Below are 14692 nucleotides of genomic sequence, written 5' to 3' on the forward strand. Positions count from 1 at the left end.
CGACGCCGGGTCGAGCAGCCGTTCGTGCAGCTCGCGCAACGGCTGGCCGGGCTCGACGCCCAGCTCGTCGGCGAGGTGGTCGCGGATCTGCTCGTACGCCGCGAGGGCCTCCTGCGGCCTGCCCGCCTGGTGCAGCGCCTGCACCAGCTGCGCCCAGAACCCTTCGCGCAGCGGGTGTTCGCGGGTCAGCTCCCGCAGCTCCTCCACCAGCTCGGCACCGCGGCCACGCGCCAGGTCCGCGTCGAGGCGCCTGCCGTGCACGACGAGCCGTTCCTCGACGAGCGGTGGTACATCCTCGCGGTGCAGGTGCGACGAGTCGACGTTCGAAGCCACCGGACCACGCCAGTGGGCCAGCGCTCCCGCGAACTCGCCCTCGGCGGCGAGGCGCCGGGACCGGGTCAGGTCCAGCCGGTCGGGGTCGACCTCGGCGAGATAGCCGCCAGTGGTCGTGCGCACGCAGTTGGCGTCCCCCAACGCCATCCGCAGCCGGCGGACGACCATCTGCAACGTCTTGTGCGCCCGGTCGATCGTGGGCGGTTCGCCGTCCCACAGCCGGTCGACCAGCTCATCGACGGACACGAACTGGTTGGGCCGCAACAACAACGTCGCGAGCAGTACACGTCCGAGACCGGCGGGCACCGAGATCGGCACGCCGTCGCGCAGCACCTCCAGCGACCCGAGGACGCGGTACTCGACGTTCATGACCCCTTCTCCGGTCCACAGTGGACGATGTGCGGCCACCGGCTACCCCGGTTCGGCCGGCTCTTCAGCTCCGCCGCCGCCAAGTTCACGCTGGAGGGCTCTCGCTCGTTGCCATGTTGTTTCAGCCGTCGAGCGGCAACTCCAACGGCCCCAGGACGCGGTAGCCGGCTCACACACGTCCTCCCAGGTCACGGGCAGTTTAGACGGTCTGTGATCGCGGTGTGAGCGATGTGTGAGCGGCGTCGGGCAGAGTTCTCCTCAGCGGTGCTGGTGGCAAAGGTTCCTGGGGGGCTACCAGCACCGCTCACCAGTTTTCGGGCAACGCGGCGAGCTTGGCCCGCACGTGGTCCACGTGCTGGTGCTGGTGCTGCTCGTAGGCCGCCACCGCTTCTGTCCACCAGCGGCGAGCCGCGGCGGGATCACCGAGGCCGTGGTGCGCATCGCCGAGCAGGACCTGCGTGGCAGCGGTGTCGTTCCAACTGCCCTTCTGGTGGAACCAGTCGAGCGCGCGGTCCAGTTCGGCGACCGCACGAGCGGGCTCGCCGAGTCCGATGAAGGCTCGTGCCCTTTCGGTCGCCATCAAACCGCTGGACACCGGTGCTGGAGTTCCTTCCTGCGCTTCCCACTCAGCGGCGCACTCGAGCACCTCCTCGTACTTGCCGACCAGGACGAGTGCCGCCGCGAGCTGATGCAGGGCCATTCGCATCCGCTCCGGGGTGACGCAGGCGTCACCGCGCAACAACTCCAGCGACTTCCGCGCGACCTCGACCGCCTCGTGGTGACGACCGACCTGTCCGAGAACCCAGGCGATGCCGGCCTGGGCACGCACCTGGCCCGCCACCACGCCGACTTCTTCGTAGATCCGGTTGGCGATCTCGAAGTGCTCCAGGCTCGTCTCAAGCCTGCCGAACCTCGCATAACCGGTCGCCAGCAGGACCACGAGCCTCGCCATCTGGCGCCGATCGCCGAGACGAGCGGCAGCCAGCGACGCCCGGTCCACCTGCTCGACCCACTCCCGCCACAGTCCGAACCAATCGACCATGTCGAGCGCGAACCACGTCAACTGCCAGGTGTGGCGGTCGAGGCCCTGTTCGTCCGCGTACGCGACGACTCCGCGGATCACCATCCGTTCCGCGTCCAGCCATGCCATGGCGGCAGGTTGGTCGTCGAACGTCTCGGGAGTCACCTTCGCGGCCGGCACCGGATAGTCCTCGAGGCCGCGGTGATTGTGGTTGTGGTTGCGGTCGATCCCGGCCAGCGTGTGGAGGTAGTGGTCAAGCATCCGCTCCACCGCCGCCTCTCGTGACTCGGCCGACTCGTCGGCCGCGGCACGATCGGCGGCATAGACGCGCAACAGGTCGTGGCACGTGTACCGCCCGGCCACGTGCTCGACCAGGAGGTTCGCCCGGACGAGCTCAAGCACGCATGCGCGCGTCTCGTCAGCGGACTGGCCCGTGAGACTCGCCGCCGCGGGCACGGTGATGTCCGGTCCTGGATGGACGCCGATCAGCCGGAACATCCGCGCGGCCGCCGCACTGAGTTGCTGGTACGACCATTGGAAGACTGTGCGGACGCTGGTGGCCGCGTCACCGGTGTCCAGTGAGTCGAGGCGCGTGTGCTCGTCAGCCAGCTCAGCGACCAGGGCGGACAGCGGAAGTTGCGGTGTCTCCGCCGCACGCGCCGCCACGATCGCGAGTGCCAGCGGCAGTCCTCCGCACCACGCGATGAGCTCATCGGCAGCAGCGTCCAGCCGTGCCTCGCCGAGTCTGCTGACAAGCAACGCACGGGCCTCGTCGCGACTGAGCACGTCCAACGCGAGCCGTCGCGCGCCCAGTCCGCCGAGCTGGTTACGGCTCGTGATCAGCACCAGCGACGGAGACGGGCCCGGCAGCAACGGCCGGACGTGCTCGGCGTCGCGGGCGTTGTCCAGCACCAACAGCATCCGGCGGCCCACGACAAGACCGCGGTACATCGCGCCCTGTGCCTCGACATCGGCGGGGATGCGCTCCGAGGCCACGCCGAGTGCTTCGAGGAACCGGCTGAGCACATCACCCGGCGCCATCGGTTCGCGATGCCGGTCGAATCCGCGCATGTTCACGTGCAGTTGTCCGTCGGGGAAGCGGCTCGACACGCTGTGCGCCCAGTGCAAGGCGAGCATTGTCTTGCCGACGCCCGCGATGCCCGTGATCGTGGCGATCATCGGCTCGTCACGGCCCACCAGACCGGTGAGCTCGCGGAGCTGAACTGCCCGTCCGACGAAGCGCGGCACGAACGTCGGTAACAGCCGGGGCACGGGTCCACGCGCCCTCACCGAGCCTGAGAGCACCTGGTGGTGGACGGCACGCAGTCGCTCGCCGGGATCGACCCCGAGTTGGTTGACCAGCCGGCCGCGGATCTGCTGGTACGCGACCAACGCCTTCGCCTGTTGCCCTGACTGGGCCAGCGCGAGCATCAGCTGGCCCCACAACACTTCCCGGAGCGGATGCCGCATGGTCAGCAGCTGCAGCTCAGCCACCAGGTCGGGACCTCTGCCGGACTCGAGGTCGACGTCGATGCGCCGTTCGAGCGCGCCGAACCATTCCTCCGTCACCAACGGGACGTCGTTCTTGTGCACCATGTCGGACACGACGTTGGACAGCATCGGACCGCGCCACAACGCCACAGCGGCAACGAAGTCCTCAGAGCCGACCAGTGCGCGGAACCGCAGCAGGTCGAGCTGGTCCGGCCCCACTGAGGCCTGGTACCCACCGGGAAGGGTCCGCACGCAGTCCGCATCACCCAGCGCGACCCTCAGCCGACGCACCACCATGTGCAGCGACGACCTGGCCCTGGGCGGGGAACCGTCCCAGACCCTCTCGACCAGCTCGTCGACGGACACGAACTGGTTGGGGCGCAACAACAACGTGGCCAGCAGCACCCGGCACCGCCCAGCGGGCACAGGCACAGGAGCGCCCTCGGCCAGCACCTCCAGCGGCCCGAGGACCCGATACTCGGCAGTCACGGTCCCTCCTTCCAGCGACATGTGACCGAAGTGTGAGCGTGATCAGCGACCCTATGACTGGCCGGTCCCGCCGCAGTTACCTCCCTCTTCACTGTGGCGGGACCGGCCTCTCAACCCAGGAGCGAGAGCAGCTCCCGCACGTCGTCGGCTTTGGCGAAGCCCAGGTCGTCGTAAACGTCGAGCGCCGCGAGGTAGTAGCCGCGGGCCGCGTCGAGTTCGCCGAGCTCCCGTTTCATGTCGGCCAGCCGCACGAGCGTGTCTGCCTGGTAGTGCCGGTACGAGAGCGTTGCCTGCAGCTCCACGGATCTGAGGTAGTTCGCCTCCGCCTCGTCGTAGCGGCCCAGCGCGCGGTAGATGCTGCCGAGGGTGTCGCGGTTCGAGGCCACGACGGTGTCCCGCTCGTCCGGCACGAGTTCCAGGTACATGTCGCGGGCCTGTTCCGCGCGTTTCGCCGCTTCGAGGTGATCGCCGAGTTCGTGGTGCACGAACGCCAGTGAGGCCGAGACGCTGGCCAGTTCGATGTGGTCGCCGCTTCGCGACGCCACGTCCGAGGCGCGCAGCAACGGGTCGAGCGCTTCGGCGTACTTGCCCTGCCGGCCGAGCAGGTAGGCGAGGCCGCGCAGGTCGTTCGACAACCCGATCAAGTCGCCCAGCCGCTCGTCCAGCGCAACCGCCGCACGGAGCTGGTGCTCGGCCTCGTCGAACTTCTGCTCGGGAACCAGGCAGGACACCAGGCCACGGCGGGCCCGGCACTCTCCTTCGAGGTCACCGGCCCGTTGCGCGGCGGCGATGGCCAGCCGTTGCAGGCGCTCGCCCTCTCGCCACCGGCCGGTGGCCAGCAGGAAGTGGCGGATCGCCCACACCGTGCGCCACACGTGACCGTCGAAGCCGGCCTCGCCCGCGGCGGCCACCGCGGGGCCGAACACCTCTCGCTCCTCTGCGTACCAGCGGTCGGCGTCGGTGCTCGCCTCGAACGTGAGCACGACGGCGCCGGGAGCGGGGTCCGATGTGGTGATGGGCTGACGCAACGGGTCGGATCTCCCGGTCGCGGCCAGTGCGGAGTGCATGAGGTGGTCGAAAAACCTCCGCTGAGCAGCCGTTCGCTCAGCAGACGACAACCGGTGAGCCGCCTCCTCCGCCGCGTACGAACGCATCAGGTCGTGCAGCCGGTAGCGGCCTTTTTGGTACGTGATCAGGCTGTAGCGAGCCAGCTCGTCCAACGCCTCGGCCGACGGTGCCGCCATCAGGCTGGTCGCGGCCGGCTCCGTCACGTCAGGACCGGGGTGCAGGCCGAGCAGGACGAACAGGCGCGCCGCCGCCGGGCTCAGGCATCCGAACGTCCACGAGAACACCGCCCGCACGCTCGTCAGCGGATCATCGGTGTCCAACGCGTCCAGCGCGGCGTGTTCGAGCTCCTCCACGAGCATGCCCAACGGGTGCTGGTCGAGCGTCGCCCGTGCCGCCACCACGGCGAGTGCCAGCGGCAGGCCCGCGCACAGGTCGACCAGCCGGGTGGCCGCTTCCGGCTCCGCCGCGACCCGTTCCGCGCCGACCCTGCCGCCGAACAGGTCCATCGACGCGCCCGGATCCAGCACGTCCAACGGGAGCACCCGGTACTGGGCCGTCAGTCCGCGCAACCGGTTGCGGGACGTGATCACTGCCAGGCTGCGCGACCCGCCCGGCAGCAGCGGCCGCACCTGCGTCACGTCACGGACGTTGTCGAGCAGCACCAGCACCCGGCGCCGGACAACAGGGAGCGGTAGCTGTCCAGCATCGCCTCGGTGCCGGCCGGGATCTCATCCGCAGGGACGCCGAGTGCCAGCAGGAAGTCACGGGCCGTGCTGATCGGGTTCACCGGCGCGCCGGTCGGGTCGAACCCGCGCAGGTCGCTGTAGAGCTGCCCGTCCTGAAACCGGCCGGCGATCCTGTGCGCCCACTGCACCGCCAGCGAAGTCTTGCCGATGCCACCGCTGCCGTTGATCACCACGACCAGCTGACCGGCACCGAGGACGGCGTCGAGCCTCTCCAGTTCCGGCTCCCTGCCGACGAAGTGCGGCAACGCGGTCGGCAACTGCCTGGGCACGTGGTGCGGCTGCGACGCCGGCTCGGGCACGTCTCCTGCCAGCACCTGCTGCTGCGCCTCCCGCAGCCGCGGTCCCGGTGTGACGCCGAGCTGGCCGTCCAGCACGACCGCGACCTCCTGGTATGCGGCCAGCGCGTCCGCCTGCTGGCCGGTGCGGTGCAGGGCGAGCATCAGCTGCGCCCAGAACACCTCCCGCAACCGGTGCTGGTTTGTGAGCGCTCTCAGCTCCGGCACCAGCTCCGCCGCGACGCCGCGTGCCAGGTCGGCGTCGATCCGCCGTTCCAGTGCGTCCAGCCGTTCCTCGACCAGCGCGGGCACGAAGTCGCGGTGCAACGACTCCGACGCGACGTTGCCCAGCACCGGCCCGCGCCAGAGCGCTGTCGCTCGGCGTGCTCGCCGGCGTCGAGATGAGCGCGGAACCGCAGCAGGTCCAGCTGGCCGGGTTCGACGAAAGCCGCGTAACCACCGGCACCGGTGCGCACGCAGCTCGCCGCACCGAGCGCCTGCCGCAACCGGTTCACGACCATGTGCAGCGTCTTGCCCGCGCGGTCCATGCTGGGTGGCGTCCCGTCCCACAGCCGTTCGACGATCTCGCCGGTCGACACGAACTCGTTGGCGCGCAACAAGAGTGTGGCGAGCAACACGCGGCACCGGCCGGCGGGAACGCTGACAGGGACTCCGTCGAGCAGAACCTCGAGCGGTCCCAGCACGCGGTACTCGACTCGCACGTCGCCCCTCTCGCCCGGTGTGACCGAGCGCCGAGTGTAGGGGCGTGGACTCAGTGTGACCGAAGTGTGAGCGCCACAGGGCAAAGTAGACATCAGCCGGACGACGAGAAGTGACAACGGAAGCTTGGGGGGTGTCACGATCGTCGATCTCCGTCCCGGCCGCCCCTCCCCAGTGGGTCGGTCAGGAAGGAACCCGGTCATGGGGGGAACCGGACAGTCCCCTGCTGTTCGGTTCGGGCCCGCGGCTTCGGCTGCGGGCCCGTTTTACTTTGCCCGGAAACGGATGTCATCGATGCGTGAGCGCCGCGAGAGAGGCTTGCTGCAAAGTCATCTTCAACCGGATCGGACGAGACAGACCTGGGGGCGTCTCAGAAGATGCAGCCCGGCCGGTGCGGTCTCCTCCCTCTTGACCGCACCGGATCCGGGTCCGGTGAACGGGGGGACAGGTAGACACCCCTGCTACCTGAGTGGGCCCGCGGCTTCGGCCGCGGGCCCTTTCAGTTCCCCGGAAACGACTCGTGGGTGGCCCCGCCGAACGGCGAGACCACCCACGAAGACGTTGTGCCCGCCCGTTAGTCGGGCTGGATCCAGGCGAACTGCATGCGCTGCTGACCGTGCTTGCGGGTCACCAGCGTGCCCCGGCCGGGAGGCTGCGGCGACGGCTTGAGGTTGCCGACGATGTTGCCCTCCTCCTTCGAACCGGAACCGACGAAGATCGGCGCCGCGATCTCCTTCAGCTTGCCGATGATCGGGTCGTACATCGCGCGGGACGCACCACCCATGCGGCGGACGACGACGACGTGCAGACCGACGTCCTTCGCCTGCGGGATGAACTCGGCCAGCGGCTGCATCGGGTTCGCGCCACCCTGCGGGGCGACCAGGTCGTAGTCGTCGACGACGATGAACACCTCGGGACCCGTCCACCAGGACCGGTTCTTGAGCTGTTCCTGCGTGACGTCAGGACCGGGCATGCGCTTGGCGAGCGAGCCGCGCACCTCCTGGACGTTCTGCGTGAACTGGGCGCCCGACACCGCGTAGCTGAGCAGGTGGTCGGTGTCGATGAAGCCGAGCATCGTGCGGCGGTAGTCCGCGAGCAGGATCAACGCCTCGGACGAGGTGTAGCTCTGCATGATGCCGCGGACGATCGTGCGCAGGATGTTCGTCTTGCCCGACTCGCCGTCGGCCAGCGCCAGGAAGTGCGGGTCCGCGTCGAAGTCCATGTAGACCGGCGCGAGCTCGTCCTCGTTGACACCGACCGGGACCAGGTGGCCGCGGTTGGGGTTGATCTGCTGGACCTGCGCCATGAACTGAGCGTGGTCGAGCAGGTCGGGCAGCATCCGGACCTGCGGAGCCCGCGGACCCTGCCACGCCTGGATGAGCTTGGCGCTGAGGTCCTGGACACCCGCCGAGATCGTGGTCGGGTCCTGCAACGTGTCGATGCGCGGCAGACCGGTGAGGAAGTGAAGCTTGTCACCCGTCAGACCGCGACCTGGCCGGCCGGGCGGCACGTTGACCGCGACCTTGCGGTCGATCTCGGACTCGCTCGGGTCACCGAGGCGCAGCTCGAACCGCGTGCCGAGGAGGTCCTTCATCGCAGGCCGGATCTCCGCCCACCGGTTGGCGGCGACGATCACGTGGACGCCGTAGGACAGACCCTGCGCCGCCAGCGCCTGGACCTGCGGCTCGACCATCTCGAACTCCTGGCGGAAGTTCATCCAGCCGTCCACGATCAGGAACGCGTCGCCGAAGGCGTCGTCCTTGATCTCACCGCGGCGCTTGCGGTTGCGGAACTCGCCCATCGAGTCGATGCGCTGGTCGCGCCAGCGGAGCTCGCGCTCGGTGATCAGGGTCTGCAGCTCCGCCACCATGCGGCGGACCTTGTCGACGTCGAGACGACCGGCGAACCCACCGACGTGCGGCATGTCCTCCATCGAGGCGAGCGTTCCACCACCGAGGTCGATGCAGTAGAACTGCGCCTCTTCCGGGGTGTGCGTCAGCGCCATCGACGCGATCATCGTCCTGAGCAGCGTCGACTTGCCCGACTGCGGACCACCGACGACCGCGCCGTGACCGGCGGCACCGGAGAAGTCCGCCCACAACAGGTCGCGGCGCTGCTCGAACGGCTTGTCGACCACGCCGACCGGGATCTGCAGCGTGCTGTTCGCCGGGTAACCCGGTGACGTGAGACCGCGGTCGGGAGTCACGTCGAGCGGCGGCAGGATCGTGTCCATCGTCGGCGGCTCGTTCAGCGGTGGCAGCCACACCTCGTGCGCGGGCGGGCCCTGGCCGACGAGACGCTCGACGATCAGCTCGAGCTGGGTCGGCTCGTTCGCGTCTTCCTTGACCGGCGCGGCCTCGACCTTGACCGGCTCGATCGGCCGCTCCGGCTCCTTCGGGATCTCGATGAAGTCCGGCACGAAGAACCGCGGGCGCTTGTCGCTGCGGACCGCCACCGACTCGCCGGCGGACTGCATGCCGGACGGCCGGTAGGTGCCCGACACGTAGAGCGCCTTGAACCTCGTCAGCGGCATGCCCTGAACGCTGAGGTAACCCGAACCCGGGATCGGCGGCAGCTCGTAGGCGTCCGGAACACCGATCGCCGCACGGGACTCGGCCGCGTTGAACGTCTTCAGACCGATGCGGTACGAGAGGAACGTGTCCAGACCGCGCAGCTTGCCTTCCTCGAGTCGCTGCGACGCCAGAAGCATGTGCATCTGCAGCGACCGGCCGACACGACCGATCTGAAGGAAGATGTCGATGAAGTCCGGCTTCGCCGTCAGCATCTCGGAGAACTCGTCGATGCAGATGAACAGAGCGGGCAGCGGGTCGAGCTGGGCACCGTTCTCACGGGCCTTCTCGTAGTCCCAGACGTTCTTGTAGTTGCCCTTCGCCAGAACCTCCTGGCGGCGCGACACCTCACCCGCGATGGCGTCCTTCATGCGGTCGACCAGGGTCAGGTCGCCGGCCAGGTTGGTGATCGTCGCGGCGACGTGCGGTGCCTTGTCCAGGCCCAGGAACGTCGCACCACCCTTGAAGTCGACGAGGATCATGTTGAGCGCCGTCGACGAGTGCGAGGCCAGCAGACCCAGCACCAGGGTGCGGAGGAACTCCGACTTACCGGAACCGGTCGCGCCGATGCACAGGCCGTGCGGGCCCATGCCGTCCTCTGCCGCTTCCTTGATGTCGAGCTCGACCGCCTGGCCGTGCTCGCCGATGCCGAACGGGATGCGGTAGCGGTCGCGTTTGGGCCGCGGCCGCCACGCCTGCTGCACGTCGAACGTGATCGGGTCGCCGGGGATGCCCATGAACTCGAGGATCGGCGGGTTGTTGCTCATCGCCAACGGGTCCTCGCCCGAGTCGCCGCCGGCCTCACCGGCAGCGCCCATGCGGTACGGCGAGAGCCTGCGTGCGAGCGCCTCGGCCTCCACGATGGACAGCCGGTCCGGCGCGCCGAACCACTCGACACCGGTCGCGGAACGGGCTCCGAGCTGATTGTTCTCGACGACCAGGCGCAGACCGCGGCGGGCGGTGAGGTTGCCGAGGCACTCGTTGAGGTCCAGCAGCGTGACGCCGACCAGACCCTCCTCGAGGATGATCATCTCTTCGCGGCTGATGTCGCCGTCGTCGATGACGATCACGATGTGCGGCTGGTCGGGCGGCGGCGGGGCGTTGCGGGTGAACCGCTGCCGGTCGCGCAGGTTCTCGTCCAGCATCGCCTCGATCTCGGCGAGCGAGTTCGCCATCATGCGGCGCTGGCCGATGCCGTCGATGTCGGTGGGGTGCTGCGCGTGCGGCAGCCACTTCACCCACTCCCACAGCTGCTTGGTGCGCCCCGCGCTCACGACCGCGATCAGCAGGTCGTCAGGTGCGTGGAAGGTGACGAGCTGGGCGAGGAGGGCACGCGCGAGGTCGCGGCGGTCCTCGATCTCACCAAGCAGGCCGACCGCGGCGAAACCGCGCAGTGCGATGGAGATCGGCAGGTCGGGCACGAGCGAGTGGGCGCGCACGAAACGGCGCAGCGCCAGTGTCGCGATCGGCTCGAGTTCCTCGACAGGACCGGTCTGCGGCGGCACAAGGCGGGTCGCGAGGCGTTGCGAACCTCGTCCCGCGCGCAGGTGGCAGAAGTCCGGGTCGTTCTGACGGCGTTCCCACATGCGGCGCGTGGTGGCGAGCGACCACAGCATCTGCGGGTCCGGGTGCACCCACTCGCGCTCGGCGCGCTGCTCGTCGGCCGCCTCGCGGGCGCGGTCGCGCATCTGGCCGAGGTACCGCAGGTAGTCCTTGCGGTCCTCGTTCATCTCGGCCTTCTTCTGGCCTTTGCCAGAGCCCATGCCGCTCGCCATCATGCCGATGGTCGAGATCATCATCATGCCCGGCATGATCATCGCCGCGGGCTGCCGCGGCGCGAACACGAACATCATGCCCATCATGCCGACGGACGCGATGATCATGACGACGGGCATCGCCTTCATCATGATGTTGCCGGGGATGATCCGGGGGACCTCAGGTGGCGGCTCGAGGTGGACCTCACCGCCGGGAGGCCGGGGAGCAGCAAGGCGTGCCGTTCGCTTGAACTGCAGCGTGCTCAACTGACAGGCACCTCTTCGACTCTCGTTACGCCACCAGTAGCAACCGACACTATTGCGCATCTGCGCGCGCCACGAAGGTGGGTCCGGAAAAAACCCAGTCGAACGTGTTCTGCGAACAACACGTGCAGGAGGCGTCGGTGCGGCCATACTAGGGCCGCCCGGCGAGCGTCCGAGTGGACCAATAGGGTCGGGCACATTGTTTGCAAGCGCTGATCTGACTTAGGGGGCCCTGGTGGCGACCGGTACGACGGTGTTCAGCCGTGTCACGGTGGTGGCACCTCGAACGCGTATCGACGTCGCGCTACCTGCCGACGTGGCGGTGGCCGATCTCCTGCCCATGTTGTTGGAGATGGCGAGAGAGGCCACTCCGGACGGTGGCGTCCGGCACGGCGGCTGGTGCCTGGCCAAGCTGGGCGACAGCCCGCTGGACCCGGCGCGCACGCTGGCATCGCTCGGTGTCGTCGACGGCGAGCTGCTGCAGTTGCGCCGCCGCAACGAGAACCCACCGCCGCCGCTGTACGACGACGTCGTCGAGCGACTCGCGGAGTCCGACCCGGACTCGTTCCGGCCGTGGACCAAGGAGACCGCACAGCGGTTCGGTCACATCGCCGGCGCGCTTGCGCTGATCGCCGCCGCGGTGGCGCTCTTCCTGTCCGGCCCGGTCACGCAGGGCGGTTCCGGCAGCGGGCTCGCCGCCGCCATCGCGGGAGGTGTCGCCGCCATCGCCGCACTTGCGGCGGGCGCGACCATCGCGCGGGCATACGGAGCGGCCTCGACCGGTGTGCTGATCGCCGCGTGCGGTTCGCTGCCGATGGCGTTCGTCGCGGGCTTCCACGCCGTGCCCGGTGTCGGCTTCAACCCGAAGATGCTGCTCGCCTCGGCGCTGCTGATGATCTTCGCGTGGGGCGGCATCCTGCTGATCGGCCAGGGCATCACGGTGTTCATCGCCGCGGCGACCGGCGGCACGATCGTGGCGCTGGCGTTCCTCGTCGCGACGTTCGTCGAGCACCCTCTGGCCGGTGTGGCCGCCGCGACCGGTGCGGTCGCGCTCGCCGCGCTGTCGATGCTGCCCAGGCTGACGCTGCAGCTGGCCAAGATCCCGCCGCCCGTCGTGCCGACGAACGCCGAGGACCTCAAGGAGGACACCGGCTTCCCGGAGTACGCGGTGATCGAGCGCCGCACCGCCGTCGCGCACGAGTACCTGACCGGCATGATCATCGGTACCGGCACGGTCGCGGCACTGGCCGCCATCGTCGCCGCGTCCGCCGACACGGTCTGGGGCCCGATCTACGGCGTGGTCGTCGCGATCGTGCTGATGATGCGCGGCCGGGTGTACGCGAACGGCGCGCAGGCCGTGGCGCTGCTGTCCACCGGCATGTTCGCCAGCGCGGGCATCCTGCTCGGCTGGCTGATCACGTCGTCGTCGTTCAACCGCATCGCTTTCGTCTTCGGGGCGCTGCTGCTCCTCGGCGCGGCCGCGCTGGTGCTCGGCGTGGTCTTCCCCGGCCAGAAGTTCTCGCCGCCGTTGCGCCGCACCGTCGACATCATCGAGGCGATCCTCATCGCCGCTGTGGTGCCGGTGGCCCTCGCCGTGATGGACATGTACGCGGTGTTCCGAGGCCTGATCTCGCTATGAGGCCCGGCATCAGGCGCACCACGGCGGCAGCGACCGCCGGACTGCTGCTGCTGACGGGGTCGCTTCCGCAGGCCTCCGCTCAGCCGTCCTCGTCCACACCGGCGGCGGCACGGCCGAACTCGGTGCCGCCGGATCTGCCGCCCGGCACCCAGCCGCCGAAGGACGAGGGCAAGCCGGACGTGAAGTACGAGCGCACCACCAAGGGGTGCGTCGAGTCCGACACCAAGAGCGAGCTCATCGAGTACAAGCCCTGGGGCCAGGTCTACCTGAACCTGGAGCAGGCACACAGGTTCGCGACCGGCAAGAACGTCAAGATCGCGATCATCGACACGGGTGTCGACCCGCGCAACCCCCGCTTCGGAAACCGGGTCGTCGCCGGTGGCGAGTACGTCGACAACTCCGGCGGCAAGAACGGCACGGACGACTGCGACGGCCACGGCACCGAGGTCGCCGGCGTCGCCGCGGCGGCCAAGACCGAGGGCGACTTCGTCGGCGCCGCACCGGAAGCGACGATCCTCGCGATCCGCCAGACCAGCGACCGCTACGAGTTCAAGGGCGACGCGGCCAACCCGGACAAGCGTTCCTCCGCCGGCAAGGTCGGCACCCTGGCGCAGGCCATCGTCCGTGCGGCGGACCAGAAGGCCAAGGTCATCAACATCTCGCTGACGAACTGCGGCCCGCCCAAGGGTTTCGGCGCGGACGACCAGAAGCTGCAGGCCGCGATCAAGTACGCGGTGGACGTTCAGGACGCCGTGATCGTCACCGCGGCCGGCAACCTCAGCGACCAGGGCACCGGGTGCGCCAACCAGAACAACAACCTGGACCCGAACAACGTCAACTCGGTCTCGTCGCCGGCGTGGTTCGCCAACGACGTGCTGTCCGTGGGGTCGATCGCACGGTCGGGCGCGGTCTCCTCGTTCAGCGTCTGGGGCCCGTGGGTCAGCATCGCGGCGCCGGGTGAGGAGATCATCTCCGTCGACCCCAAGGGCACCGGCCTGACGAACGCGAACGTCACCGCGCAGGGCGTGCAGGACATCAAGGGCACGAGCTTCGCGTCCCCGTACGTCGCCGGCATCACGGCGCTGGTGCGCGAGCGGTTCCCGGACCTCAAGGCGCGCCAGGTGATGGACCGTCTCAAGGCCACGGCCCTGCACCCCGGCAACGTGTCCGGCAAGGACAACAAGATCGGCTACGGCATGATCAACCCGATCGCCGCGCTGACCGCGGTGCTCCCCGCGGAGGCGAAGGGGTTCACGAAGCCGCAGCCCAAGGAGATGAACACGGCCGTCACCCCGCCGCCGGGGCTGGACTGGCCGCCGATCATCGTGGCGCTGGGCGGCATCGGTGTCGGCGGCGCGCTGCTGATGCTGACGTTGATCATCCGCAACTCGCTCAACCGCAGGCGCGGCAAACCCGCCTAGCCGAACTCGGCTTCGCCACGTGAACGGCTCCGCTGGACAGTGTCCCGGCGGAGCCGTTCCGCATTCCCATGTGATCAGCACAATTTGGCAGTGCTGGCAGGTGTGACGCTCACCGCGATGCCGGCTTCGGCCGCGCTACCGAAGGACTACCAGGTACAGGGCGCGAATCGGACACGGCCTGACACGGAACATCAGGACCGGCATGACCGGCTGGACTGCGGAGGCGAACGTCGCGGGAGTCATCCACGACATCCCGGACTGCTGACTCACGAGAAAGGCCCCGCCGGAATTTCCCGGCGGGGCCCTTCTCGTTGTCCGGAAAGACTTTCAGTCGTCGTCACCGATCGTCTTCGGCGCGGCCTTCTTGGGCTTGCCGAGCAGGTCGTCGATCGAGCCGCTGAGCCGCTGCTTCGGCTTGTGCTCCTTGTCGCCGCCCTGCTGCTGACCGCCGCCCATCATGCCGCCCATCATCGGCATACCACCCATCATGCCGCCGGGCGCGCCCCCAGCGCGGCCACCAGCGGCCGCGGCG

General features: G+C 69.1%; 7 protein-coding genes and 2 pseudogenes. 2 read left to right on the plus strand and 7 right to left on the minus strand.

Annotated elements, in window-relative coordinates; genetic code table 11:
* The 6 genes and pseudogenes from FXN61_RS38270 to eccCa form a co-directional block, all read right to left on the minus strand.
* Positions 1-702: AfsR/SARP family transcriptional regulator (locus tag FXN61_RS38270; RefSeq protein ID WP_167978796.1), on the minus strand; the 702-nt coding region annotated here is incomplete at its 3' end.
* 304 nt (positions 703-1006) lie between these two features.
* A complete protein-coding gene (locus FXN61_RS38275; RefSeq protein ID WP_167978797.1) occupies positions 1007-3703 on the minus strand; it encodes an AfsR/SARP family transcriptional regulator in 2697 nt (898 codons plus the stop codon).
* Between the two features lie 110 nt (positions 3704-3813).
* Positions 3814-5439, minus strand: a complete 1626-nt coding sequence (locus tag FXN61_RS38280) for a tetratricopeptide repeat protein (protein ID WP_167978798.1) — start codon at positions 5437-5439, stop codon at positions 3814-3816.
* Positions 5406-6146 (minus strand): BTAD domain-containing putative transcriptional regulator, encoded by a 741-nt coding sequence (locus FXN61_RS38285; protein WP_312878323.1) that lies wholly within the window; start codon positions 6144-6146, stop codon positions 5406-5408. Before FXN61_RS38285 ends, FXN61_RS38280 begins: the two co-directional genes overlap by 34 nt.
* Before the next feature lie 140 nt (positions 6147-6286).
* Positions 6287-6715 (minus strand): annotated as a pseudogene (locus tag FXN61_RS53370) (AfsR/SARP family transcriptional regulator); the annotation flags it as partial.
* A gap of 371 nt (positions 6716-7086) precedes the next feature.
* The gene (eccCa, locus tag FXN61_RS38290; protein ID WP_167978800.1) at positions 7087-11103 is read right to left on the minus strand and encodes a type VII secretion protein EccCa; all 4017 of its coding nucleotides are present in this window, start codon (positions 11101-11103) and stop codon (positions 7087-7089) included.
* Between the two features lie 232 nt (positions 11104-11335).
* On the opposite strand from eccCa, the gene eccD reads away from it, so the two are divergent.
* Positions 11336-12739, plus strand: coding sequence for a type VII secretion integral membrane protein EccD (gene eccD / locus FXN61_RS38295; RefSeq protein ID WP_167978801.1), 1404 nt, complete (start codon positions 11336-11338; stop codon positions 12737-12739).
* Positions 12736-14160 (plus strand): type VII secretion-associated serine protease mycosin, encoded by a 1425-nt coding sequence (gene mycP, locus FXN61_RS38300; RefSeq protein WP_167978802.1) that lies wholly within the window; start codon positions 12736-12738, stop codon positions 14158-14160. The genes eccD and mycP overlap by 4 nt, the downstream gene beginning before the upstream one ends.
* A 327-nt stretch (positions 14161-14487) precedes the next feature.
* On the opposite strand, the pseudogene FXN61_RS38305 reads toward mycP, so the two are convergent.
* Positions 14488-14692, minus strand: a pseudogene (locus tag FXN61_RS38305) (WXG100 family type VII secretion target); the annotation flags it as partial.

Source organism: Lentzea indica, from assembly GCF_012184385.1.
Classification (GTDB): Bacteria; Actinomycetota; Actinomycetes; order Mycobacteriales; family Pseudonocardiaceae; genus Lentzea; species Lentzea indica.

Coding starts and splice junctions, on each gene's coding strand:
- mycP (WP_167978802.1), top strand. CDS start 12,736: ATGAGGCCCGGCATCAGGCGCACCACGGCGGCAGCGACCGCCGGACTG.